The following is a 23,121-nucleotide window of genomic DNA, read 5'->3' as shown; positions in this document are numbered from 1 at the left end:
GGAGGGCGCCTTGAGCCAACCGTTCCGTGACAACAGCAGCCTTCCGCTTGCGGGCATCAAGGTCGTCGAGTTTTCGCACATGATTATGGGGCCGAGCTGCGGCATGATCCTCGCTGACCTTGGCGCCGACGTGGTCAAAATCGAGCCGTATCCCAACGGCGACAATACGCGCCGGCTGAATGGTTCTGGAGCAGGCTTCTTTCCAACGTTCAATCGTAACAAACGCAGCCTCGTGCTTGATCTGAAGTCGAAGGATGGCAAGGACGCCGCCCAGAAGCTCATCGATCAGGCGGATGTTTTGATCGAGAACTTCCGCCCCGGTGCGCTCGACAAGCTCGGCTTCGGCTATGATGCCCAGAGCGCCAGCAATCCCAGGCTGATCTATTGCTCGCTGAAGGGCTTTCTTTCCGGCCCCTACGAACACCGCGCAGCGCTCGATGAAGTCGTTCAGATGATGGGCGGGCTTGCCTACATGACCGGCCCCACGGGGCGCCCGTTGCGCGCTGGCGCTTCCGTCAATGATGTCATGGGGGGCATGTTTGCAGCGATCGCCATCCTTGCCGCCTTGCAGGAACGATCGATGACGGGGAGGGGGCAGCTTGTGCGCAGCGCACTCTTCGAGAACAACGTATTTCTCGTTGCCCAGCACATGCTGCAGATGGCAGTCACCGGAAAGCCCGCTGCACCTCTGCCGGAACGTATCTCGGCCTGGGCCGTCTACGATCTCTTCGACACCGCCGACGGCGAGCAGATCTTCGTCGGTGTCGTCAGCGATACCCAATGGGTGGCATTTTGTACGGCCCTTGGCCTGGAGAAGTTCCTCGACAATCCCGATCTGCAGACGAACGCCGATCGCGTCCTGCATCGTGCCGACTTCATGCCCGACATCAAGGCGATCTTTGCAGCGATGACCCTGAAGGATGCGCTGGCGCGTTGCGAGGAGATCGGACTGCCGTTTGCGCCGATCGCCAAGCCGCAGGACCTGTTCGACGATCCGCATGTCAGCCAGCCGGGCGGGACGGTCGATGTTGTTCTGCCCAATGGAACACCGACCCGAGTTCCGACCTTGCCGATCGATTTCAACGGCGAGCGGCTTGGTCTGCGCTTCGATATCCCGCGTTGTGGTGAACACAGCGTCGAGGTCCTGCGCGAGCTTGGCTACGCCAAGGCCGATATCGACCGCATGGTCGTCGAGGGCAGCGTCGGTTGCGACGGCAATCGCGGCGAGCCGGCACCACTGCGCAAGCTTGCATGACTTTCAAACGTCGCGTTCTGCGCGGCGCGCATCCCGCGTAGGGAGGAAATGATTGGGATTGGAGACCCGATCGAAGATTGGCCGCAGATGACTGCGGCACGCCACTGGGAGGAGCCCATGACAATGCAATCAGCCTCGGCTGTGGAACTGAGAAACGTCGCCGTTAAGTTCGGCGCCTTTACCGCGGTCGCGGAAATGAACCTGACTGTCAAGGATGCCGAGTTCGTCGCGGTCGTCGGACCGACCGGCTGCGGAAAATCCACCATCCTCAACGTCGTCACCGGCTTGTTGAAGGCCGCCAATGGCGATGTCGAGATTTTCGGCGAACGGTTGAAGGGGTTGAACTCCCGTAGCGGATACATGCTGCAGCAGGAGGCAATTCTGCCTTGGAAAACTGCCGAAGATAATGTCGGGCTCGGCCTGGTCTTTCAGGGCGTTGCCAAAGACGAGGCCCGTGCGCGGGCCCGTGAATGGATGGCAAAGGTCGGGCTCAAGGGTTTCGAGAAACGCTATCCGCACCAATTGTCAGGCGGACAACGCAAGCGTATCGCCATGGCGCAGACGCTGATCATGGAGCCGAAGATAGTCCTGATGGACGAGCCGTTTTCGGCACTCGATGTCCATACGCGGCGCCTGATGCACCGTATTCTTCTCGATCTGTGGCAAGCCGACCGTCGCTCGCTGATTTTCATCACCCACGACCTGGAAGAGGCCATCGTGCTTGCGGACCGTGTGGTCGTGATGTCAGCCGGCCCCGGCAGCCGGATCGTCGGCGACGTCGAAATCAACTTGCCGCGCCCGCGCGATGTCTCGCAGCTCGCGACGACGGACGAATTCATGCGGCTGTACCGCCAGATCTGGGACATGCTCGGCAAGGAAGTGGAGAAAAGCTATGTCAATCAGTGATACGACTGCAAGCGTCGACACGCAGCGCGCGGCGGGCGCTTCTGTCCGCCTTCCTTACAGGGCCAAGGTCCACTTCGCCCAGGTCGCGATCCTTGTCGGCTTCCTCGGGCTTTGGGAATCCGGTGTGCGCAGCGCGCTGCTCGACCCGTTCTTTTTTCCGGCGCCAAGTGCGATCGTGCTGCGCGTCTTCGAATGGGTCCAGACGCGGGAATTGTGGACCGACCTTGGCATTACCCTGCTCGAGACTGTGCTTTCCTTTGTGATCGGCATTACCGCGGGCACAGTTCTCGGCGTCTGGCTCGGCCTGTCCAAATTTGCCTCGGATGTTTTCCAGCCCTTCATAAAGGTCTTCAACGCCATTCCCCGCGTGCTGCTTGCGCCGATCTTCGTCATCTGGTTCGGCATCGGGCTCGCCTCGAAAGTGGCGCTCGGCGTGATGATCGTGCTCTTCATCGCCTTCTTCAACACCTATCAGGGCGTGCGTGAAGTAAATCCGGTCGTGCTGGCCAATGCTAGGCTCCTGAAGGCAAGCAAGCTTGCCCTGTTGCGCCACGTCTATCTGCCTTCGGCGACCAGCTTCATCCTGTCTTCCCTGCGCGTTTCTGTCGGTATGGCCGTTCTGGGTGCGGTCGTCGCCGAGTATCTCGGATCGTCCTACGGTCTCGGCAACCGTATTGGCCAGGCCGAAGGTGTCATGGATGCGACAGGTGTATTTGCAGGTCTCGTCATTCTGTCAGTCTTCGTGGTCGTCCTCGACGGCCTGGTTGACCGTCTCGAGAAGCGTCTGCTGGTCTGGAGACCGGCATCGCATCCTGAGCATGAAGCATAATTTCATCTTGAGGAGGAGAACCAAAATGAAATCACGTATTGCAGCCCTCACCGGAACAGCCTGCCTCGCCCTGTCGCTGTTATTCGCGCAGGCGCGCGCCGCCGAACCCGAAAAGAAAGACATTTCCCTTGCAGTCGGATCGGTGATCATGAGCTACATGCCGGTTGGTCTGGCCGATGCAACAGGTGCCTTCAAAAAGGAGGGGCTCAACGTCACCGTCGAAAACTTCAAGGCTGGCGGCTCGAAGGCGCTGCAGGCGCTCATCGGCGGTTCCGTCGATGTGGTCGTGGGTGCCTATGACCACACGATCCAGATGCAGGCCAAGGGCAAGTTCGTCCAATGCGTCGTCCAGTTCAATACGCTTCCCGGCAATTCTCTCGCCGTTCGCGCAGCGCTCGCCGACAAGGTCAATTCGGGGGCCGACCTCAAAGGTCTGAAGATCGGCATCACGACGCCCGGTTCTAGCACCGACATGGCCATTCGCTACTATCTGCAGCGCAATGGTCTGAAACCGACGGATGCGCAGATCATAGCAGTGGGCAGCGGCACGCCTGGCATGGTGGCGCTGGAGCAGGGCAATGTCGATGCGCTTATTTACTGGGATCCGGTTGCGACAATCCTGGAGCAGAAGAAGGCGGTCAAGGTGCTGTTCGATGCCCGCACGCCAGAAGGCAATATGAAAGCGTTCGGTGGCTCGGTCTCGCCCTTCGCCTGCCTCTATGCCACCAAGGACTTCATCGACAAGAACCCTGAGACGATCCAGCGCCTGGTCGACGCCTTCGTCTCCACCTTGCGTTTCATCCATGACAAGCCCTCGGCCGAGATCGTCGACGCACTTCCCGATACCTGGAAACTTCCGAACCAGCGCGATCTGAACATTGCGATCATGGACGCGTCGAAGCAGATGTTCTCGACCGACGGGATGACGATACCCGATAGCTTCAAGATCAATTACGGCATCGTCAGTGCCTATACCGACGAGGTGAAGAATGCCGATATCGACCTGACGCAGACCTACACCAATCGCTTTGCCGAGGAAGCCGCCAAGCGGTTGAAATAAACTTCACCAAACCGCGGCGGGGATAGGCCCGCCGCGGCGCCTCTCCGGAGCATGACGATGTTTCTCTTCAATCCGCCGGTTGCCATCGCATCCGAAATATTTACGACCATGCCGGGCGAATTTCGCAAGACGGGGATCAGGTCCGCCTGGGGAGATGCGAACAAGCAAGGCCACCCCGTAGACTGCTTCATTGAGGGTCCTGCTTTCGACAGCGATGGCAATCTCTACATCGTTGATATCCCGCACGGCCGGATTTTTCGGATTTCGCCCAGGGGCGAGTGGGTGCTGGCTGCCGAATATGACGGCCAGCCGAATGGCCTGAAGTTTCATCAGGACGGCCGGGTCCTGGTTGCGGACTATCGCCGGGGCCTCCTTCAGTTCGATCCGGAAACGGGTAAGGTCACCGAAGTTCTGGCGCATCGCAATTCTGAGGCTTTCAAGGGGCTGAATGATCTGGCGATCGCCTCCAACGGCGATATTTATTTTACCGACCAGGGCCAATCCGGCCTGCATTCACCCACCGGACGCGTGTTTCGATTGTCTCCCTGCGGCCGTCTCGACTGTTTAATGGATAATCTCCCAAGTCCCAATGGCCTTGTACTCAGCCCCGACGAGAAGGTGCTGTTCGTCGCGATGACCCGCGACAATTCCGTCTGGCGCGCACCCTTGATGCGGGATGGATCGGTGTCGAAGGTTGGGCGCTTCTGCCAGATGTTTGGCACCAGTGGTCCCGACGGGCTTGCGATGACTGAGGACGGCAGCCTCTTCGTTGCTCATGCGTCGCTTGGCGCCGTCTTGATGTTTGCACCTAGCGGAGAATGCATCCAGGTCATAGAAAGCTCCGCTGGCAAGACCTGTACCAATATTGCTTTCGGTGGGTACGGCAACAGCGAACTATTTATTACCGAGTCGGCAACCGGTTCTATCCTGCGCGCGGGTACCGAGCACAAGGGTATCGCGCTCCCTCGTTGAGACCAGCCCACTGAGCATTCGGGACAACTCGTGAACTACTCCGGAATCGGCGCCCCCATCGGGATGAGCCACGTCACAACCCAGAAATACGTCGGTATATTCGAGAGCCTATTCCTCGCCCGAACCGTTCAACCTTGGTTTTCCAACAAACTAAAGCGCTTGACCAAAACCCCTAAAATACATTTCCTCGTTTCTGGTCTGCTCGCATCTCTTCGTGACCTGTCTCTCGAGAGAATGCGGGACGACAGAGGGCAGTTCGGAGCGTTGCTTGAGACTTTCGTTTTTGGGGAGATACTCAAACTCGCCAGTGCCGCACATACACGATTTGAGTTTTCGCATTTCCGAGACAAGCAGCAGAATGAAGTCGATATTGTCGTTGAAGACAGGCGAGGGCGGATTGTCGGCATCGAGATAAAAGCCGCAGCATCCGTCACAAATTCCGATTTCTCTGGCTTACGAATTTTGGCCGAAGAATGCGGAGAGCGCTTCGTATCAGGCATGGTCCTTTACGACCACCACAAGGTAATTCCATTTGGAGAACGATTATCGGCGGTTCCAATTTCGGCGTTGTGGCATTAGCGCCTGGGAGTTCTCACTAGGCTCCAGACGCGCGAGCGGTCCTGGAAGTCCGGCGGAAAAATGGGAATTAGGTTCGATTCCCTTCAAGAGCTTTGCGGTTCAGAATGTCTGCGTTTGGACCAAAGCGGTCGTCTCCCATTCCTAACCATCCGGTTTCGGGCGGCGGGAAGGAACCTCCCCGCCGACTAAGCATTGCCGCCTTGGAGGCGCGCGGCATCAAGTAAGCTCGGCAGCTATCGTCAGCGGCTGGAGGACGATATCGGCAAGTGACGATGCGCCGACCTGGAACGCGCGTTGATACTCTTCATCGTCAACCATCGCCTTAAACGCAGCTCTCCCCGGATACTGAACGAGTAATACCGCATCCCACATGCGCGTGTCACCGTCCGTGAGTACTGGTAGACCATTGCCACGAAACAAAATCTTTGCTCCGAAGCGCGCCAGTATCGGTTCAGCCATTTTCAGATATTCGAGATGCCTCTCGCGGCCACCATCGGGATCGAACCTTAGAAGGTTCAACATGACGACGGCTTTGTCATCTTTGGCGTTCAAGAACTCAGCGAACGCAGTGGGTGAAAACGCAACCATTCGATCTTCCTCTAGTCTTGTGTCCGATAGGCCAAGTCATTTGAGACGTTGTGACCCACGGTACTGAATCATCACCGTGCAGTGATGACGATGTTATCGGTGCTTGCTGCTCAGGCGACGTTTTGCAACGATCCCACCTCTTCAACGTCGGTGGAGAGGGCTATTGCCTTTTGAGCGTCGAGCGAGGCGAGGCGACTGACAAGTACACCGCGAATGGCGAAATAAGCATCGCTTCCGAGAGCCAGACGGAGAGGCGCGGGGTTCGCGTAAACGGAGTCAATCATGGCGTTCGCCATTTTGACCGGATCGCCATTGTTCGGCACCAGACCTTCTGCAACGGCGCGACGGAAGTCTCCGACCGGCGTGCCGTCGTAAATTTCCATCGGCCGTCCAGACACCATGCTGCCCCCCATGAAGTTCGTCCGTGCCAGACCCGGTTCGACGATGGTGACTTCGATGCCGAAAGGGGCGACTTCCTGCGCAACGGATTCCATGAAACCTTCGACCGCCCACTTTGTCGCATGGTAGACGCTGAGGTTGGGTATGGCGATCTGGCCACCCATGGATGCGAGCTGGAGAATGCGACCGCCACCCTGATGACGCAGATGAGGGATGACAGCACGAATGACCTGGATGGAACCGATCAGGTTGGTGTCGATCTGGAGGCGAATCTGGTCGTCCGTCAATTCCTCAGCAGCGCCCGACAAGCCGTATCCCGCATTGTTTACGACCACGTCGATGTGTTCGACCTCCTCGAATGCGGAACGAACAACGTTGCGGATCCCATTGATATCGGTGACGTCCAGACTTGCCACCGAAAGCTGGTCACCGTAGCGCGCCTTCAGGTCATCCATCGCTGCGATCTTGCGTACAGTCCCGACGACCCGGTCGCCCCGGGCGAGGATCTGCTCAACCAGAGCGCGACCGAAGCCGGAAGAGGTGCCAGTAATAAACCATGTCTTGGCCATTTGAATTTCTCCGGTAAGGTGGCCTGGCAGCTCTCCGCTGACGCAGGGGCGAAGGATGATCGGTGTACATCGATGCCGTCCGATTGCCTTCGATGGTCACTTATCGCCGCGATCGGGATCGGGTTGAACCCAGAATGCCGCCATGGTAGTGTTGACTGCATGTCAATACCGCCCTTGTCTTCCGATCTACTCCAACTCCTCTGGTTTACTCGCATTGTCGAAGCCGGGTCGTTTTCGGAAGCAGCGCGGCGGTCGAACAGCTCTACCTCCGCGATGTCCAAATCGGTCAGTCGGCTGGAACAGGCGCACGGGGTAAGACTTCTCAACAGGACGACGCACTCTCTATCGACGACGCCCGAAGGGGACCGTCTACTGGCTATCGGCATCAAGCTCCTGAGCGATCTGGAAGAAGCCCGTGACGCCATCGGTGAAGTTAGCCATCAAGGAGCTGTGGGGCGTGTCCGTATCAGCGCACCTCCTTCATTTGCCAAGAGATGCATTCTGCCTCGCCTGCCGGAGTTTCTCCGTGCGAACCCAAGTATTTCGGTAGAGATCGAATTCAGCGCCGATTTCCTCAATATGGCAGTGCGCGGGATCGATATTGCTATCGGAGGTGGAGACGTGTCAGGACTGCCCGGTCACTTCGTTCGCCAACTTTGTACGTTTCCGTGGATCGTGTGCGCGACGCCCGACTACATCAGCGCTCATGGACGGCCGGTCACTCCGTCTGATCTAGCCAGCCACGATCTTATTGGTTTGCGCAATCGGGTAAATGGGCAGGTCGAAAGCTGGCGTTTCCGTAGCCCGTTGGACGGAAAAACGATCCGTCACCAGCCTAAGGCGCGACATGTGTTCGATGATCCAGAAGCTGCGTGGGACATGATCCGCTCTGGAGTTGGTATAGGCTATGCGCCAGCGTGGGTCGGTATAGAGGACTGGAAGCAAAGTGTTGTGACCGAGGTTTTAGGCAATTGGCGTAGCGGTGAAGTCCCGCTCTACGCCGTGAGGATCGACAAACGTCACACGCCTTCACGTGTACACATCGTGCAGGATTTCATCGTCGAACTGACGCGAGCCTCGCACGAAGCGTTCTCTGAATTGGGTGTCAATCGCTAGTCGGGCAAGATTCAAGTCATGGACGAGAGTATCATTCGATCTCCGGATTGATAGATGATGACTGGCCTGAGACGAGTATGTCTTGACAAGCGGCCGGTTGGTGCGGCGAGCGTTGCGATCGGGTGATACGAGCCGTGACAGCCATATTGAGTATCACCCAGTCTGCGCCAGACGGATTCTGCTAAATGAGGGTCATAGAGGTGCCTCGCGCAATAACAACGTCATGACCACGAGCCTTCAATTCATCGATAGAAGCAATCCCCATGAGCGCCAGGCTGACGGAGACTTCCTTTTCGAGAATGGCGATCACGCCCGCGACGCCGTGCTCTCCCGCAGCGGACAGCCCGTAGGCATAGGCGCGGCCAAGCATTACGCCATCGGCTCCGAGACCGATCGCCTTGATGATGTCTGTGCCGCGGCGAATGCCGCCATCCAGCATCAGGCAGAAGTCTGGACCGACGGATGCGCGAATGCCAGTCAGGGAGCGGATCGTGCTGGACGCACCGTCCAGCTGACGCCCCCCGTGGTTTGAAATCACGACGCCGTCGCAGCCGATGCCGCGCGCCTTCACGGCATCGTCGGCCGAAAGTACGCCCTTGACGACCAGCTTGCCCGTCCAACGTTCGCGCAGCCAAGCGAGGTCTTTCCAGGAGAGCGTCTTATCGATGCCGCGTGACAGATTTGTCGCCTGCTCCAGTGCGCCACGGCCGAACTCCGGACGATGTTCAATCGCGCGTACCGAAGGCACCCCACCGAGTGCCATTTCCGCCAACCAGCGCGGGCGAAGGGACAGACGGGCGAAGAGGCCCGGGGTCATTCGCGTCAGCGAACGGAAGCCGTTGCGCACGTCGCGTTCACGGATGCCGGTAATCGCTGTGTCGACAGTGACGAACAGCGTATCAACGCCTGCCTGTTCCGCAGCGACGAGGAGCTCCTCGCAGAGCGTGCGGTCCTCGAGCACATAGAGCTGGAAGTGCAACGGTCCTTTGGTCTGGGCCCGGAGGTCGGTGAGCGACGCAATGGAGAAGGTCGAGAGGCAGAAGGGTATATTGGCCGCATGGGCGGCGCGAACCGCTTTTATCTCGCCATTGCCCGTATAAAGACCAAGAAATCCGACCGGGCCCAGCATGAAGGGTAGAGGGTGGCGCATGCCTAGATAGGAGGCTGAAAGGTCCTGCGGCTTTGGTTCCACCAGTACATTCTGCTTGAGCTCAAAATCGCCGAAGTCCGCGCGGTTGGCTTGCATCGTAACTTCATCGAACGATCCGCCGTCAATGTAGTCGAAGAAGATCTTCGGCAATCGACGGCGTGCGAGTTCGCGATAATCAGAGACATTTACCGGCTTCATCTCAGCCTCGCTCCGGATCAATCGCATCAAAGAAGCGAGACAAGGCATCCTCGCCCTCAACAGGTTCGCTTCCAGCCATGACTGCACTCGACAGGCCAATCAGGGATGATGCCGGATTATGGCTCGTCGCACCCGCACGAAGGTTCATCACCAGTGTTGGACACAGGAAGAGGCCGAGGCGGACCACCCGGCGCCAGTCAGCGGGAAGCATGCCGCGCGCCTTCAGCTCGGCAAGAAGCGGCCTCCACATGACCTCGCCCTTTACGGCAAGAAGTTCGCGGCGGACCTTACTCGGCTCGTAATTGGTGGTGATCAGAAGCATGTCGTCATCGAGCGTGACGCTTGCCGAATAGCGCTCTCCAGCAAGAGCCGGGTCATATAGCCAGAGCGGATGGGCGAGGATGTTGTGAAACGTCGTCTTCACTTCCGCGAGGAGCGTCGGGATATTCTCACCGGCGAAAGCGGGGTCGAAGAAGGAGAGGCGGGTGTCGCTGCCGTCGTCCTCATACCAGACATTGGCGTTATGGGCGTCGCCATGGGCGGTAACCCCCCCGGCATCGGCGAGTTTCGCTGGGTTCAGCCGTTCATGCGCCTCGTCGAAAAGCGCTGCGAAACCGTCGCGATACGCGATGCCGTTAACGCAGAAGCGAAGCCCGGAGAGGGTTTGCCAATCCAGGGTCATGCCCGGCAGTTCGAACGTCTTGCCAACATAGAAATTTGCCAGTCTGCCACCGGGATAGATGCCAGTGAGGGGATCGATCAGGCGCTCATAGAACAATCGATGAACCGGCTCGGCGGCAACTTCCGTGGGCGTGACGCCGTGCAGCGTTTCCAGATACACTTTCAGAACCGCCTCATTCAGCCTGCGCTCGGCTTCCACCGCCTTAGCGCGGGCTGCCGGATCGTCCTTGAGGTCCAGTGCACGCAAGACGTCGGAAAAACGCGGGTCGCTGCGGCGGCGATAGACAAGGATCTGTTCACCAGGGAGCACTGACATGAGCAACGGCTGGTCGACCGGCAGACCGGCGCGGGCAAGAATATCGGCGCGGTAATACTCGCCGCTCATGGCCTCTTCGCCCTCCTCCTGATGGAACTTGAAGAAGAACTGACCTTCGCCGGTTTCGAAGAAGCCATTGAGGGAATTGAGACTGTACTGATCGTGATTGATCGCCACATTCCTTGCTTCGATGCTGAAAAGGTCACGCAGCAAATCGGCAAGCATTTTTTCCGCTCTGCCATCGGCGGCCTTGGCGATTTTTCGGATTTCCGCGGTGCGGCTGGCGGGCTGGTTCATGGCAATTGTTCCGGATGTTGTCTTATTTGCTGCCGTGCAGATAGCGGCTTCCAAGCGAGTAGCGGCTGCCGACATAGGTCAGCGTGTTGACGGTCGCGACGATCGGGCCTGTCCAGGTCTTGCGGTGCAGGACGAGACAGCTGTCGCCAACGCGGATCTGCAACAGGCGCGCATGGGCCTCGCTGGCCGGCAGAGCGCTGATCAGGTGCTCGACTTCGGTGAGCGGCGTTGCGTTCTGGAGATAGTCGTAGGTTGCCGCCGTGGTGAAGTCCTGCTCGACATAGCCTGAAACGAGGCTGGGGTTGACGTAGCGTTCCTCGAGCTGCACCGGCAGATCGTTTTCAAAATGAATGACGACCGAATGGTCCACCGGTCGGCTGGTATCGAACTCAAAGGCAAGCAGGAGTTCGGGTTCCGGCCGGACGATGCGTTCCAGCACGACAACCTCGGCGCGGTGGCGACCGCCACGGGCCCTGATTTCGGTCATGATGTTGCTGATCTCGATCAGCGTTGACTGCGGTTTTGGCGGCGCGACAAATGTGCCCACGCCCTGGATGCGGCGCAGATGCCCTTCCGAGGTGAGCTCCCGAAGTGCGCGGTTGACTGTCATGCGCGAAACGCCGAGCGTAGAAACCAGCTCGTGCTCCGAAGGCAACCGGCTGTTGCGCGCCCATTTGCCGCTGCCAATGTTGCCGAGAACGAAGTCCTTCACCTTCTCGTAGAGGGGCGAGGCGGAATCTGAAAGTGCAGTCATGGTCACTGTCTCCGCCTCCGCGTCGCTGCGCCGGCATTGTTGAAGTGACGTGTCAGACCTATTTCGACACGTCTATTATCGTCTTCAAAGCGCTGCTTTCACCCCGCAGCAACCGGTCATAGGCGGCGGGGACATCATCGAGTGAGGGCAGCACCTCGATAAAGCGGTGAAGAGCCGGCGTGAGCTCCGTTAGCAGCGCCGTTGCCTCCGGCAGTTCGTCGCAAAAGGCGTGGCAACCGATCAGTGAAATTTCGCGCTCGACAAGAATATTGGGATCGAAATCAAGCTTGCCGTGGCTGATGCCGACAAGCGCCAGACCGCCGCCACCGGAAAGCAGGTCTACGGTCCGGGCTATCGCCTGAATGCTGCCGGTGGCGTCAAGCGCATAACGAAGGCGACCACCCGAAAGCGCGGCGTCTATCACAGCCTTGTCGAGTGTCACGATCTTGCCGCCTGTCACGTCACTGACGCGTCGGGCTCGCTCCGCATTCAGGTCGGCGAGCAGAACCGGGCCGTCGTGCAGGCGGGAGAGGATGAGAGCGCTCAGCCCACCGATCGTGCCGCAGCCGATGACGAGCACCGGCTCCCCCCTGGGAACAGCAAGGCGGCGTACCGCGTGCAGCGCCACGGCGAGCGGTTCTGCCATGGCAGCGATATGTGGCGAGAGTTGCGGATCATGGCCGACCAGCAGCTTGGCCGGTACCTGCACCTCATCGGCAAAACCGCCGTCGCATACTTCGCCGACAAAGCCCAGGTTTTCACACACATTGGTGCGGCCACTCGAACAGGCCGGGCAGAGGCCGCACCACATGCGCGAGTCTGATGAAACGACATCGCCGATCGCAAAATCAGTCACACCGTCGCCGATCGCCGTGATGCGCCCGCAGAATTCGTGACCGGCGGTGGACGGACCACGGGAAATCCATTGTCCGGTGCGGTAATTGTGCAGATCGGAACCACAAATCCCCGCTGCCCTGACTTGCAGATTGACGAAGCCTGCCGGCGGCGAAGATGGGGAGGCCATCTCCTCCACACGCAGGTCGTTCGCATCGTAAAGCCGCACCGCCTTCATGGATCAGGCACCCTTTTTCAGATAGGCGTCGCGCACCGGAGAAACCGCGAGCGCATGCGAGGAAAAGCCTTCGTAAAGAGCGAGGTTATGGGAATGTCTGGCGAATTCCGGATAGGCTGGCGGCGTGACATAGCCGATCGAGCTGCGCTTGACGAAGTCGGTCACCGAGAGCGGCCCAAAGGTGCGTGCCCAGCGGCTGGTCGGTAGCACGGCGTTCGGGCCGAGCGAGAAATTGGCAATGCTGACCGGCGTGTGGGTGCCCATCAGAATTTCGGAGGCTTCGGTGATATGTCCGAGATGGATGAACGGTTCTTCCGACAGTAATTCAAGATGTTCCGGCGCATAGGCATTGACGAACGCGTAGCTCTCCTCAATCGAGGACGTCAGGACGATACCGCCGGTCTTGCCGGTGAGAACGGTCTTGGAGAAAGCGACGCGCTGCTCCGACATTTTGGCCCAGTGTTCGGGCAGGGCCGCGATCGCCTCTTCAACGACGCGCCGGCTATGGGTGACGAGATAGGCCGAGGAATCGGGGCCGTGTTCCGCTTCGATCAGCAGGTCAAGCGCGGCGAGGCCGCCATGGACCGTATCGTCAGCGAGGATCATGACTTCCGAAGGACCGGCCGGCAGGCCGGTATCGATGACGCCGGACAGCGAACGCTTGGCGGCGACGACCCATGGGCTTCCCGGACCAACGATCTTGAGCGCCGGCTTCACGGTCTGCGTACCGTAGGCGACGGCGGCCACCGCCTGGGCGCCGCCTACCTTGTAGACGGTATCCACGCCGGCGAGGCGCGCGGCAACCAGTGTGGCCGCATCGACCGAGCCATCGGGCGCCGGCGGTGTGACGATGGCAAGGTTCGGAACGCCGGCAACGACCGCGGGCACAGAGGTCATCATGGTGACAGACGGAAAGGATCCCTTGCCGCGTGGAACATAGAGCGCTACGGACTGGATCGGCGTGAAGCGATCACCCGCAAAGGCACCGGGGCGAATTTCCTTCAGCCACATGGCTTCCGGCTTCTGCTCCTCGTGGAAATGGCGGATATTGTCGATGCCGAACTGGATGGATTCGATGACGCTTGCATCAACCAGCTTGAAGGCCGCGTCGAATTCGGCTTCGGTGACTTTGAGATTGGTTTCGGTCACGTCGGCCTTGTCGAGTTCGCGACCGAAGCGAGCCAGTGCACTGTCGCCTTCGGTGCGAACGGCTTCGAGGATTGGGGCAACCTTTTCGATGAAGCTCGAGATGTCGCTTTCCGAACGGCGCAGCAGGGCGGCCTTCTCATCGGCATCGAGCTTGGAATAGTCGTAGAAAGACACTGATGTCATCGTCTTGTCCTTGATAGCTGGCCATACGGCCGATTGGTCACTTCGATTTCAGGAAGATGTCGAGGCCGACGAGGCGGTCGAGCAGCGCGATCGCGATCCCGGCGCAGGCGATGAACACCACGGAAATGGCGGCAAGGTCCGGTGTGATGATCGAGCGGATGGAGTTGTAGATCTGGACCGGCAGTGTGACGCTTCGCGCGTCTACCAGAAGCAGGCTTACGAGGAACTCATTCAACGCCAGAATGAACATCAATAGAGAGCCGGTGATCACGCCCGGCAGGACGGCGGGAAGCGTGATGTATAGGAAACGCTGCAAGGGTGGCGCACCGCAATTTGCGGCCGCAAGTTCCAGATCCGGCGACAGGTTGCTGGCGCTTGCCGTCACCGCCCAGATCATGAAGGGCAGGTTGATGACCGAGCAGGCGATGCCGACGGGCCATAGCTTGCCAAGCACACCCATCTGTCCAAAGGCGAGCATCATGCCGATGCCGGAACCGATCAGCGGAATCGTGAAGGGAAGCAGCAGATAGATCTGGATGGAGCGGGCAAACCGTACCCGATATTTGGCGAGCGCAATACCGGCGAGCGTGCCGACGGGAATGGATACCAGGGTGCAGATCGCCGCGACGATCAGTGAGCGGAAGAAGGCCTGGCGCAGATCGGTGGCGTGGGCGATCTTGCTATACCATTGCAATGAAAACCCGTCCGGCGGGAAGGTGATGATGTTTCCGGAAGTAAACGAGGCACCGAGAACCACGATGGTGGGTGCCGACAACATGAGGAGCGCGGTGGAGACGAAGGCCCAGATGACGATGGATTTGCTGCGGCTGCCGGTCATTTGCGGTCGCCCCCCATGGCAAGCGTGCCTGCACCGAAGACCATGAAGACGACACCGACGAGAATGGAGCCAACCGCGACGAGCAGCAGCGAGAGTGTCGCGCCGAGGCCTTGGTCGGAGGTGCGGAAGAACTGGTCGTAGATCGCGTTAGCGATAAAATCCTGCGTCCCCCCGCCAAGGATCGCGGGAATGGCAAAGTCCGTAAGGGAGAGCGTGACTACGACAAGACCGGCTCCGACGAGGCCGGGGCGCGAAAGCGGCAGGACGACATGACGGAAGGTGCGAAGCCAGCTGGCGCCGAGGGAGGCGGCGGCGGCCTCGAGTTCCGCCGGAATGGCGGTCAGGGCAGGTGCCAGCATCAAAACAGCGAAGGGCAGCATGTATTGAACAAGGCCGAACAGAACAGCCGGGTAGTTATAGAGAAGGCGTATCGGTGAGACACCGACCAGGCCGAGAGCCTCGTTGACCATGCCCTGGTTGCCGAGAATGATCAGCCAGCCATAGGCGCGTACTACCTGACCGATGAAGAAAGGCAGGAACAGCGCAACCAGCAGGAATTTGCGCAGCGCCGAGGAGGACGTGCGCACCATGAGATAGGCGTAAGGGAAGGCGAATATCAGCGTGATGACGGTAACGATGAGCGAGCCTATAAGGCTGCGGCCCGCGACGGTGGCAAAGAACTTTTCCGTGAGCGCCCGCTGGTAATTGGCGAGCGTATAGGTCTCAGACATCAGAAACGTATTCGTGTCCAATGTCCGAAGACTCGTATCGCCGATCTGTATGAGGCCGAGGACCAGAAGGCCAACCAGCACGATGGCCGGCAGCAGCATCAGATAGGGCAAACCCTTCTTGAAGCTGGAAGGCCAGAAAATGGCCGCAAATCGTTCGAGCATATCCATGACGCGCCACGTCAGGGGATATGCGACACGGGAAGCGCGCATGAATACCGATCCTCGAGCGGTCCCGGCAAAGGCTATGGCGCATTTGCCAAAGAGACCGCGTTACCTCTTAACCTCAAGTGGAATGCCCGCCGTCACCTGAACGACGCGACGGGCGGGACAGGGCTTCAGCCCTGCATGATTTCCTTGAACTTGGCGAACCACTGGCTCTCGTTTTCGACCTGGATCTTGGACGAAACCCGGATCAGGTGTTTGAACTCTTCTTCGGTCGTAGGATAGGACGGGTCGCCCACGAGGTCGGCCGGCGGTTTGACGCCCGGAATGACGCCGGGAAGTCCGAGGCCATCAAGCCAGACCTGCTGGGCTTCCTGGGTCAGGGCGTGGTTGATGTACTGCTTCGCCCAGTAGAGTTCGTTCTCCGGCAGGCCCTTCGGAATCCACAGGCCGTCGGTATCGAATTTCGCACCTTCTTCCGGAACCACCCATGCGATCTCGATGCCGTTCTTCTTGGCTTCGCGGGCGTTGGTTGAAATGGTGCAGGCAGCGTCGATTTCGCCTTTCTGGAACCAGGTGGTGAAATCGGGGTCTTCGCCCAGCAGCGGCTGCTGCGCCTTGATCTTCGAAATGAAGTCCCAGGCGGGTTGCATGTTGCCGGGAATGTCCTCGAGCTTGCCGCCACCTGCGACCTGCGCCGGGAAATGGAAGCCGATGCCGTCATTATAGAGCGCGATACGGCCTTTCAGCTTCGGATCGAGAAGGTCCTTCCAGGACTTTGGTGCTCCGTTCGGGAATGCCGAAGGACGGTAGGCCAGCACATAGACGTAGCCATAGGTATTGACGATCGGATAGCCATCGAGACCGACCGGCTTGGCAAGATCCGTGGCATTCTTGAGATTGGGCAGGTCCGAGAGGTCTTCGGTGACGCCACGCAGCGCCGACTTCGTGGCATTCGTCGTGGTGTCCCAGTTAATATGGATCGGCGGAACGCGCTTCTGGGCGACGGCGGCCCAGACCTTCGGCTGGATTTCGTTATCTTCGGTCAGATCGTGGCGCACCGCGATGCCGGTTGCCTTGGTGAAGCTGTCGGAGACGCCCGCCTTCAGCGCATCTACCCAACTGCCACCCCAGGCGCGAACGATTATTTCGGCTGGTTTTTCCGGCTCCTGCGCAAAGGCGCGGCTGACGCCGAGCGTCGACAGTCCGGCATAAGCGCCGGCTGCGGAGAACGACGCTAGCAACGTGCGACGGCGGAGTTGGGCGGTCAGAAATTTATCATGCGACATTGAACATTCTCCTCTGGTCCGACCTTCTGGGGGTCATTTTTGAAAGATATGCATATCCCGTGCATTCCAGCCCAGTCGAACGTCGTCGCCCGGAGCGAATTGCAGATGTGATTCCGGATCGTGGTCGAACACGCGCATTACGACGCCGCCGAGAGCCTGGACCCGGATTTCATAAACCACGCGCTCGCCTTCGAAAATGCAGTCTTCGACCTTGCCCTCGACGACGGTTGACAGGCCTTCGAGGCGGCCATTGGCCGATGCGATGCGAATTTGCTCTGCGCGAACGGCCCCGGCACAGGCCGCGCCGACCGCGAGATTCTCGTCCGAAGCGACACCGAGAAGATTGATGCCTGCCGCCGTGATCGTGACATTGGTTGGTGTGACTTCGGCAACCTTGCCTTCGATGAAGTTGGTGACGCCGATGAAGTTTGCGACGAAGGCATTCGAGGGCGCGCGATAGGTTTCCACCGGCCGTGCCTTCTGCTGGATTTCGCCGCCGTTCATCACGATGACCTCGTCTGACACCACCAATGCCTCGCGCTGGTCGTGAGTAACGTTGATGGTGGTGACGCCGAGTTCCTTCTGAATACGGCGGAACTCCAACTGCATTTCCTCGCGCAGCTTGCGGTCAAGTGCCGCGAGCGGCTCGTCGAGCAAAAGCAGATCCGGTTCGAACACCAGGGCCCGGGCAATGGCGACACGCTGTTGCTGGCCGCCCGAGAGTTCGTTGATGCGGCGGTCACCGTAACCGCCGAGGCGTACGAGGTCGAGATAACGCTCGACCTTCTCGGGAATGGTGCGGGCATCATGTCGGCGCATCTTCAGGGGAAAGGCGACGTTTTCGGCGGCGGTCATGTGCGGAAAAAGCGCGAGCTTCTGGAACACCATACCGATCGCGCGCTGGTGTGGTGGCACGGCACTGACCGGCTGCCCGTTGATGAATATTTCGCCGCTGGTCGGGCGATCAAAGCCGGCAATCATCCGCAGCAGCGTCGTCTTGCCCGAACCGGAAGGGCCGAGGATGGTCAGGAAACGGCCCTTGGGAAGATCAAACGAGGCCTGCCTGACGGCGTGAACATTGCCGAAGGACATTCCCACGTCCCTGACGGACACTGCGATGAGGTCAGCGGAAGGATCGACCGAACGAAGTTCTGCTGCCCCCATGAGATTTCTCCTGTCGCGCTTTGATGGTGGGAAATCCCCTCAAAGCTACCTGTGCGCCTTCAGCGGTATGTGGCCGAGTTATATGTACTTGTATATACATATACGTACAACTAGCGTCAACCGAATTTGCGTAATTTTTCGCCTGAAATTTTGTTGCGCAATATTTGTGCAGATGCGAAAATGTTTAGCGGTCAACTCTGCGACTTTGTTTCTCATCGCGTCGAATGACAAGCGTCGAAGACGTCTATTCGGTACTATTTGGCATTCGTTTGTTTATCGACGTCAGATCGAGGCCAGATAGCCGCCGTCCACCGGAATGCAGTGGCCTGTAATATAGGCGGCCGCGTCGCTGCAGAGGAAAACGGCAACGCCGCCAATGTCACTCTCCTTGCCGAAGCGCCGTTGCGGGATCTTCTCCAGCATCCGCGACTGCCAGTCGTCATTTTCATAGAAAACCTCCGTCATAGCTGTGCGAAAATATCCCGGGGCAATGGCGTTTACCCGGATGTCATGCGCCGCCCATTCACTCGCAAGGGCATGGGTTATGCCGAGCAGGCCGGACTTCGAGGCGCCGTAAGGGGCGGCCGTTGGGATGCCGACATAAGATGTCAGCGAGCAGAGGTTGACGATCACGCCCCCGCCTGTTTCGGCCATGATGCGGCCGGCTGCCTGCGCGCAGAAGAATGCGCCCTTCAGGTTTGTCGACAGGATCGACTCCCAGAGTGCTTCGTCAACATCGAACGAAGCGCGGACGTTTTCGAAGCCAGCGTTGTTGATGAGGATGTCGAGACCACCAAGTTTGTCGGCAGCTTCCCTCGTCACGCGAGCGCATGCCTCGACGTCGCGAACGTCCTGGGTGAGCGCCACGCAGCGTCGGCCCAGATTAACGATGCGTGAATGCGTTTCCGAGAGCGCCTCGATCGTGCGCGCCGTGATGGCAATATCGGCGCCCGCCTGCGCGAGGGCGACCGCAATGGCCTGGCCGATGCCGCGACTTGCGCCGGTCACGAGCGCGCGGCGGCCGGAGAGGTCGAAATTCGGCTGTGTCATGGCGGCACCCTTTATTTATTTAGCTTGTCGATGACATCATTTTCATCATAAAATGTCTATACATATTTACGGATAAGATTTCCCGGTTTATCACTGGCCCATCCGCATCTCATGGAGACTGCAAAATGGAAAAGCCTTCAAGCCCCATCCGCGACGAAATCCGCGCGATTGCCCCTTACAATGCAGGTCTGACGATTGAAGAAGTGCGGGCAAAATACGACGTTGCCGCCATCGCGAAGCTGGGCTCCAACGAGAACCCGCTCGGGCCATCACCTGCGCTGCGTCACCTTTTTCCCGATATCGGCGAACTGGCACGTCTCTATCCCGATCCGCAAGGGCGGGCCTTGTGCAGTCAGCTTGCCGTCCGGTTTGGCGTGGACGACAGTCAGGTAATCCTTGGCAATGGCTCGGAAGACCTCATTGCCGTTATCTGCCGCTCCGTTGTTCGTCAGGGCGATACGGTTGCTACGCTCTATCCTTCTTTCCCGCTGCATGAAGACTACACCACGCTGATGGGCGGTGTGATCGAACGTGTGACTGTGAAGTCAGATTTAACGATCGATATCGATGCGTTGCTGGTGGCTATTGCGCGCAAGCCGCGCATGCTGATTTTCTCGAACCCGATGAACCCCGTGGGTTCATGGCTGACGCCGGCTGAACTCGAAAAGGTAATCGCTGCGCTCGACAAGGATACAATGGTCGTCGTTGACGAGGCCTATGCAGAATATGCGGCCGGCGAGGGCTATCCCTCGGCCGCCGATATGCTGCGGGATGCCAGGGTGAACTGGGTAGTCCTACGAACGTTCTCCAAAGCCTTCGGCCTTGCGGGTCTACGCATCGGTTATGGCGTCGTCAGTAGCGGCGAGCTCTGCAATTTTCTCAACCGCGCCCGAACGCCCTTTAACACCAACGCCATTGCTCAGGCTTCGGCCGTTGCCGCTCTCAACGATGATGCGCATCTGCGGAAATCCGTCGAACTGGCTCTTGTGGAGCGTGCGCGTGTCGCAGGCGAACTCAAATCGTTGGGTTACCGGATGGCGCCGTCGAAATGCAATTTCCTCTTCATCGATGTCGGGGTCAGCGCTGTGCATGTGGCGGAAAATCTGCTCAGCCTTGGTGTCATCGTGAAACCATGGAAACAAACGGGCTTCGAGACCTTCATTCGTGTCAGCATCGGCTCTCGCGAGGAGAATGATCACTTTCTCCGCGCCTTCAACCAAATCATGGTAGGTTAAGGTTGGTACTTCGTAGGCCGTCGATCTTAGTTTGTTGAGCAAGTAGTCCTCTCGACGACGCCTTTCGGCTGCTACCATGTGCCCTCTTTTCGACCCTTCTTAGCGCCGCCAGGCCAACATCCGCCTAGCGCGCAATAGGCCCTGTTCAGAAACGATCCTCGACGCTCAGCGGGCGACGCTTGAGCGCGTAGATTTCTTCATTCAGAAAGCAAAGTTCTATGATCGTTCTCGAGGTCAGTTGAACGAGCGACAGGAAAAAGTAGTCGCCCGCATCATCAAGGAAGGTACGGCAGGCTTCAAGGGGGGGCTAAGTGCCGAAAACTACATTTCGATCACAGACACATCCCGCGCTACAGCAACACGTGACCTTCAGCAGCTCGTTGAGACCTGTGCACTGACGCGTACGGGTGAACGTCGACATACCCGGTACTGGCTGTCATTGCAGAAATAAATTGCTGCTAGCTAATGAACTCCGCCAATGTGATAGTGATTGTTCGATTCCGCTAAAAAGCAAAAGCTGGTCAGGAAAAGCTCTCCAGCACTGCCAGGAAGGTATGGCGATCGCCTTGGCCTTCGGTCAGCCTTACCCGCCCCTCGATATCGGCGAGGTGATGGTCCATCAACTGCTGTGCCTTCGCCAAGTCTTTCGCCTTCAGCGCAGTGACGATCATGCGGTGGTGGTCGGCGCCGCAGTCGTCCTTCTTGTCTTCTTCATAGAGCGCCATGACGAGGGACAGGCGCGCGACGATCTTGGAGAGCATTTCGGTCATGACGGCATTTCCGCCAAGCTCCGCCAGGACGATATGGAATTTCCCGGAAAGCACCGTCTTCGACTTTTCGTCGCCGTGATGGTGAATATGCTCTTCCTCATCGGTCAGTTTTTCCAGTGCATCGAGTTGTTCGCTGGTGGCGCGGGCCATCACAAGGTCGAGGATCGCGTGTTCGATCTTGCGGCGTGCCTCGAACAGAGCCTTGGCTTCTTCGATGCCCGGTTCTGCGACGAAAGTGCCGCGGTTGCGCTTGCGCTCCAGCAGATGATCGCTTTCCAGCACTCCGAGCGCGCCACGAACCACGGTGCGGCTGACGCCGAAATGGTCGGCAATGGCATCTTCGAGGATCTTTGTGCCGGGTTTCAGAGCGCCTTCGCCGATGGCAGTGGCAAGCGTCGTGCGAATGCGCTCGGAGACGTCGTCATTGGCATTTTCTGCCGCTTCGGCGGTGCTCGGCGCCTTGGGGGCAGATCGCGGGATCTGCCGACGGGTCTTCTTCATGTCCTGCTCCGCATGCATTCGAGCGGTCGGTCGCTCGATCTGATTACATCCATACACATATTGTTGCGTACATTGATACGCGCTGGAAATCCACTTGATCTTGGGCTTGGCCGCGATGGCGGCAAAGATCTCCACCGTCATCGCGTGGGTCGAAATCAGGCTGCCTGCCGTTTTGCGGCGGATGCGGAAAGATCGATGCCATTATCGGCGCAGATCGTCTCGATATGCCTGGCCGAATTGCGAATGAAGACGATGGCCGCGTCGAAGCCATAGGCCTGCTTTTCATAGGACGGGTAGCCGTAGTTGGTCGCCTCATAGGTCTCCCAGTCCGGGACCTCGCCAGCAGCAACACGCTTTTCAAAGGCGCTGATGAGCGAGAGATAGGCGTCGAGCTCTTCGGCATCGAGGTCCGGGTGCGCAGCGCGCCACGCAGGGTCGTCAATCTCGATGCACTGACGTGGATTGGCCTTGCGCGGCTTGTCTTCGACCGAGGCGGCAACTTCCAATGAGAGATTGAGATCCGGGTTCGCCGCGGCCAGGATTGGAACGATCGTGGCAAAATCCACGATCCCGTGACCGACAGGGCGGGTCTGGAAATCGAGGCCGCCCGGAGCGAGGCCCACATAGGCGTCTTTGATATGGGTCTGGCGAACGTATGGCGCGACGCGTCTTGCAGCGTAAACCGGATGTTCCCCGCGCTGCAGGCCGTTAGCCGTGTCGAAGACAACGCCCATGCAATCCTCATCGACCTTTTCGATCAGCCTGAGGATTTCGAAGGACGTAATCTCGTCATGGGTTTCCATATTGAGATGGACACCATTGGCGCGCGCTACGGGAGCAAGTTTCAGCAGGACCTTCTCGATCGCCAGCAACTGCTCGTTCCAGGTGACGTCGGTGCGAAAGCGGTCGTTTGCCAGCCTGCCACGATACTCCGATTTGAAATTGCCCGGCGAGGTCCATAGTTCGCGGCAGCCGATGGAGGCGCTTGCCTCGATCATGCGGGTAAAGCCCAGAATGACGTCGCCATCGCCGATCGCACGGAACTCCGGAGCCTCGGCACTGCAATAGGGATTGATCTTGCCGACGCCACTTTCGAGGTAGAGCCCCAGTTCATCGGCTTTCTCGCGGATGTCGCGAAGGGCTCCCTTGTCGAGCGTCGGGCTCATGTCGAGAACTGTCGGGAAGAACAGGCCCGCAAGGCCAAGCTCCTTGACAAGGTCAAGGCTTGCGAGCGGTCCGCGTTTCACGAACTCGGGAAGCTTCTGGCTATCGATACCCAGTCTCATAATGGTCTCTCCTTGATGTTTC

The 23,121-nt window shown here is 58.8% G+C and carries 21 protein-coding genes and 2 pseudogenes; 9 read left to right on the top strand and 14 right to left on the bottom strand.

The annotated features are described in order from the left end of the window. Window positions 1–10: 10 nt before the first annotated feature. The 6 genes and pseudogenes from ACZ47E_RS19345 to ACZ47E_RS19320 all read left to right on the top strand — a co-directional run. Window positions 11–1,255 carry a CaiB/BaiF CoA transferase family protein gene (locus tag ACZ47E_RS19345; RefSeq protein WP_234823708.1) on the top strand — a complete coding sequence of 415 codons (1,245 nt, stop codon included), beginning with the start codon at window positions 11–13 and terminating at the stop codon, window positions 1,253–1,255. A gap of 117 nt (window positions 1,256–1,372) precedes the next feature. Next, the gene (locus ACZ47E_RS19340) at window positions 1,373–2,161 is read left to right on the top strand and encodes an ABC transporter ATP-binding protein (protein ID WP_107339681.1); all 789 of its coding nucleotides are present in this window, start codon (window positions 1,373–1,375) and stop codon (window positions 2,159–2,161) included. Then, window positions 2,148–2,990: an ABC transporter permease gene (locus ACZ47E_RS19335; RefSeq protein WP_107339648.1), complete on the top strand. Its 843-nt coding sequence runs from the start codon at window positions 2,148–2,150 to the stop codon at window positions 2,988–2,990. Before ACZ47E_RS19340 ends, ACZ47E_RS19335 begins: the two co-directional genes overlap by 14 nt. Before the next feature lie 25 nt (window positions 2,991–3,015). After that, a complete protein-coding gene (locus ACZ47E_RS19330; protein ID WP_278067536.1) occupies window positions 3,016–4,050 on the top strand; it encodes an ABC transporter substrate-binding protein in 1,035 nt (344 codons plus the stop codon). Between the two features lie 57 nt (window positions 4,051–4,107). Further along, window positions 4,108–5,022: an SMP-30/gluconolactonase/LRE family protein gene (locus ACZ47E_RS19325; protein WP_107339650.1), complete on the top strand. Its 915-nt coding sequence runs from the start codon at window positions 4,108–4,110 to the stop codon at window positions 5,020–5,022. Between the two features lie 12 nt (window positions 5,023–5,034). Then, window positions 5,035–5,601: pseudogene (locus ACZ47E_RS19320) on the top strand (DUF4143 domain-containing protein); the annotation flags it as partial. A gap of 216 nt (window positions 5,602–5,817) precedes the next feature. Here ACZ47E_RS19320 and ACZ47E_RS19315 read toward each other — a convergent pair. Further along, window positions 5,818–6,189, bottom strand: coding sequence for a DUF1330 domain-containing protein (locus tag ACZ47E_RS19315; RefSeq protein ID WP_100911129.1), 372 nt, complete (start codon window positions 6,187–6,189; stop codon window positions 5,818–5,820). 110 nt (window positions 6,190–6,299) lie between these two features. Next, the gene (locus ACZ47E_RS19310; RefSeq protein ID WP_107339651.1) at window positions 6,300–7,157 is read right to left on the bottom strand and encodes an SDR family oxidoreductase; all 858 of its coding nucleotides are present in this window, start codon (window positions 7,155–7,157) and stop codon (window positions 6,300–6,302) included. A gap of 72 nt (window positions 7,158–7,229) precedes the next feature. On the opposite strand from ACZ47E_RS19310, the gene ACZ47E_RS19305 reads away from it, so the two are divergent. Beyond that, window positions 7,230–8,273: a LysR substrate-binding domain-containing protein gene (locus ACZ47E_RS19305; protein ID WP_157951552.1), complete on the top strand. Its 1,044-nt coding sequence runs from the start codon at window positions 7,230–7,232 to the stop codon at window positions 8,271–8,273. A 181-nt stretch (window positions 8,274–8,454) separates the two neighbouring features. On the opposite strand, the gene ACZ47E_RS19300 is transcribed toward ACZ47E_RS19305, so the two are convergent. The 10 genes from ACZ47E_RS19300 to ACZ47E_RS19255 form a co-directional block, all read right to left on the bottom strand. Then, entirely contained in the window at window positions 8,455–9,621 is a 1,167-nt protein-coding gene (locus ACZ47E_RS19300; RefSeq protein WP_107339653.1) for an alpha-hydroxy acid oxidase, read from the bottom strand. A 1-nt stretch (window position 9,622) separates the two neighbouring features. Next, window positions 9,623–10,915, bottom strand: a complete 1,293-nt coding sequence (locus ACZ47E_RS19295; RefSeq protein ID WP_278067535.1) for a hypothetical protein — start codon at window positions 10,913–10,915, stop codon at window positions 9,623–9,625. Window positions 10,916–10,937: 22 nt separating this feature from the next. Continuing rightward, window positions 10,938–11,669, bottom strand: coding sequence for a histidine utilization repressor (hutC, locus tag ACZ47E_RS19290; RefSeq protein ID WP_107327326.1), 732 nt, complete (start codon window positions 11,667–11,669; stop codon window positions 10,938–10,940). 58 nt (window positions 11,670–11,727) lie between these two features. After that, a complete protein-coding gene (locus ACZ47E_RS19285; protein WP_278067534.1) occupies window positions 11,728–12,741 on the bottom strand; it encodes a zinc-dependent alcohol dehydrogenase in 1,014 nt (337 codons plus the stop codon). Between the two features lie 3 nt (window positions 12,742–12,744). Further along, window positions 12,745–14,073 (bottom strand): histidinol dehydrogenase, encoded by a 1,329-nt coding sequence (gene hisD / locus ACZ47E_RS19280; protein WP_107327328.1) that lies wholly within the window; start codon window positions 14,071–14,073, stop codon window positions 12,745–12,747. Between the two features lie 37 nt (window positions 14,074–14,110). Continuing rightward, complete coding sequence (locus ACZ47E_RS19275; protein ID WP_100911121.1) at window positions 14,111–14,911, bottom strand: ABC transporter permease; 801 nt, start codon at window positions 14,909–14,911, stop codon at window positions 14,111–14,113. Further along, window positions 14,908–15,852, bottom strand: coding sequence for an ABC transporter permease (locus tag ACZ47E_RS19270; RefSeq protein ID WP_112554247.1), 945 nt, complete (start codon window positions 15,850–15,852; stop codon window positions 14,908–14,910). Before ACZ47E_RS19270 ends, ACZ47E_RS19275 begins: the two co-directional genes overlap by 4 nt. Before the next feature lie 125 nt (window positions 15,853–15,977). Next, entirely contained in the window at window positions 15,978–17,093 is a 1,116-nt protein-coding gene (locus ACZ47E_RS19265; protein ID WP_063947077.1) for an ABC transporter substrate-binding protein, read from the bottom strand. 33 nt (window positions 17,094–17,126) lie between these two features. Then, the gene (locus tag ACZ47E_RS19260) at window positions 17,127–18,257 is read right to left on the bottom strand and encodes an ABC transporter ATP-binding protein (protein WP_100911119.1); all 1,131 of its coding nucleotides are present in this window, start codon (window positions 18,255–18,257) and stop codon (window positions 17,127–17,129) included. A 282-nt stretch (window positions 18,258–18,539) separates the two neighbouring features. Further along, a complete protein-coding gene (locus ACZ47E_RS19255; protein WP_100911118.1) occupies window positions 18,540–19,307 on the bottom strand; it encodes an SDR family NAD(P)-dependent oxidoreductase in 768 nt (255 codons plus the stop codon). Window positions 19,308–19,432: 125 nt separating this feature from the next. On the opposite strand from ACZ47E_RS19255, the gene ACZ47E_RS19250 reads away from it, so the two are divergent. Together ACZ47E_RS19250 and ACZ47E_RS19245 are read left to right on the top strand one after the other, a co-directional pair. After that, window positions 19,433–20,542: a histidinol-phosphate transaminase gene (locus tag ACZ47E_RS19250; protein WP_278067533.1), complete on the top strand. Its 1,110-nt coding sequence runs from the start codon at window positions 19,433–19,435 to the stop codon at window positions 20,540–20,542. 145 nt (window positions 20,543–20,687) lie between these two features. Further along, window positions 20,688–20,993 (top strand): annotated as a pseudogene (locus ACZ47E_RS19245) (DUF4172 domain-containing protein); the annotation flags it as partial. 70 nt (window positions 20,994–21,063) lie between these two features. Here the strand turns inward: ACZ47E_RS19245 and ACZ47E_RS19240 are convergent. Both ACZ47E_RS19240 and ACZ47E_RS19235 read right to left on the bottom strand, forming a co-directional pair. Next, window positions 21,064–21,813, bottom strand: a complete 750-nt coding sequence (locus ACZ47E_RS19240) for a GntR family transcriptional regulator (protein WP_278067532.1) — start codon at window positions 21,811–21,813, stop codon at window positions 21,064–21,066. Between the two features lie 155 nt (window positions 21,814–21,968). After that, on the bottom strand, window positions 21,969–23,099 hold the full coding sequence (locus ACZ47E_RS19235; RefSeq protein WP_278067531.1) for a sugar phosphate isomerase/epimerase family protein: 1,131 nt from the start codon (window positions 23,097–23,099) through the stop codon (window positions 21,969–21,971). Window positions 23,100–23,121: the final 22 nt, after the last annotated feature.

Source organism: Agrobacterium sp. 5Ca39, from assembly GCF_055382365.1.
This window is presented reverse-complemented; position numbering and strand designations above follow the sequence as displayed.

Excerpts from the sequence above, each read along its gene's own strand:
- ACZ47E_RS19340 (WP_107339681.1), top strand. The coding sequence starts at position 1,373 with ATGACAATGCAATCAGCCTCGGCTGTGGAACTGAGAAACGTCGCCGTT.
- ACZ47E_RS19335 (WP_107339648.1), top strand. The coding sequence starts at position 2,148 with ATGTCAATCAGTGATACGACTGCAAGCGTCGACACGCAGCGCGCGGCG.
- ACZ47E_RS19330 (WP_278067536.1), top strand. The coding sequence starts at position 3,016 with ATGAAATCACGTATTGCAGCCCTCACCGGAACAGCCTGCCTCGCCCTG.
- ACZ47E_RS19325 (WP_107339650.1), top strand. The coding sequence starts at position 4,108 with ATGTTTCTCTTCAATCCGCCGGTTGCCATCGCATCCGAAATATTTACG.
- ACZ47E_RS19315 (WP_100911129.1), bottom strand. The coding sequence starts at position 6,189 with ATGGTTGCGTTTTCACCCACTGCGTTCGCTGAGTTCTTGAACGCCAAA.
- ACZ47E_RS19310 (WP_107339651.1), bottom strand. The coding sequence starts at position 7,157 with ATGGCCAAGACATGGTTTATTACTGGCACCTCTTCCGGCTTCGGTCGC.
- ACZ47E_RS19305 (WP_157951552.1), top strand. The coding sequence starts at position 7,230 with ATGCCGTCCGATTGCCTTCGATGGTCACTTATCGCCGCGATCGGGATC.
- ACZ47E_RS19300 (WP_107339653.1), bottom strand. The coding sequence starts at position 9,621 with ATGAAGCCGGTAAATGTCTCTGATTATCGCGAACTCGCACGCCGTCGA.
- ACZ47E_RS19295 (WP_278067535.1), bottom strand. The coding sequence starts at position 10,915 with ATGAACCAGCCCGCCAGCCGCACCGCGGAAATCCGAAAAATCGCCAAG.
- hutC (WP_107327326.1), bottom strand. The coding sequence starts at position 11,669 with ATGACTGCACTTTCAGATTCCGCCTCGCCCCTCTACGAGAAGGTGAAG.
- ACZ47E_RS19285 (WP_278067534.1), bottom strand. The coding sequence starts at position 12,741 with ATGAAGGCGGTGCGGCTTTACGATGCGAACGACCTGCGTGTGGAGGAG.
- hisD (WP_107327328.1), bottom strand. The coding sequence starts at position 14,073 with ATGACATCAGTGTCTTTCTACGACTATTCCAAGCTCGATGCCGATGAG.
- ACZ47E_RS19275 (WP_100911121.1), bottom strand. The coding sequence starts at position 14,911 with ATGACCGGCAGCCGCAGCAAATCCATCGTCATCTGGGCCTTCGTCTCC.
- ACZ47E_RS19270 (WP_112554247.1), bottom strand. The coding sequence starts at position 15,852 with ATGCGCGCTTCCCGTGTCGCATATCCCCTGACGTGGCGCGTCATGGAT.
- ACZ47E_RS19265 (WP_063947077.1), bottom strand. The coding sequence starts at position 17,093 with ATGTCGCATGATAAATTTCTGACCGCCCAACTCCGCCGTCGCACGTTG.
- ACZ47E_RS19260 (WP_100911119.1), bottom strand. The coding sequence starts at position 18,257 with ATGGGGGCAGCAGAACTTCGTTCGGTCGATCCTTCCGCTGACCTCATC.
- ACZ47E_RS19255 (WP_100911118.1), bottom strand. The coding sequence starts at position 19,307 with ATGACACAGCCGAATTTCGACCTCTCCGGCCGCCGCGCGCTCGTGACC.
- ACZ47E_RS19250 (WP_278067533.1), top strand. The coding sequence starts at position 19,433 with ATGGAAAAGCCTTCAAGCCCCATCCGCGACGAAATCCGCGCGATTGCC.
- ACZ47E_RS19240 (WP_278067532.1), bottom strand. The coding sequence starts at position 21,813 with ATGAAGAAGACCCGTCGGCAGATCCCGCGATCTGCCCCCAAGGCGCCG.
- ACZ47E_RS19235 (WP_278067531.1), bottom strand. The coding sequence starts at position 23,099 with ATGAGACTGGGTATCGATAGCCAGAAGCTTCCCGAGTTCGTGAAACGC.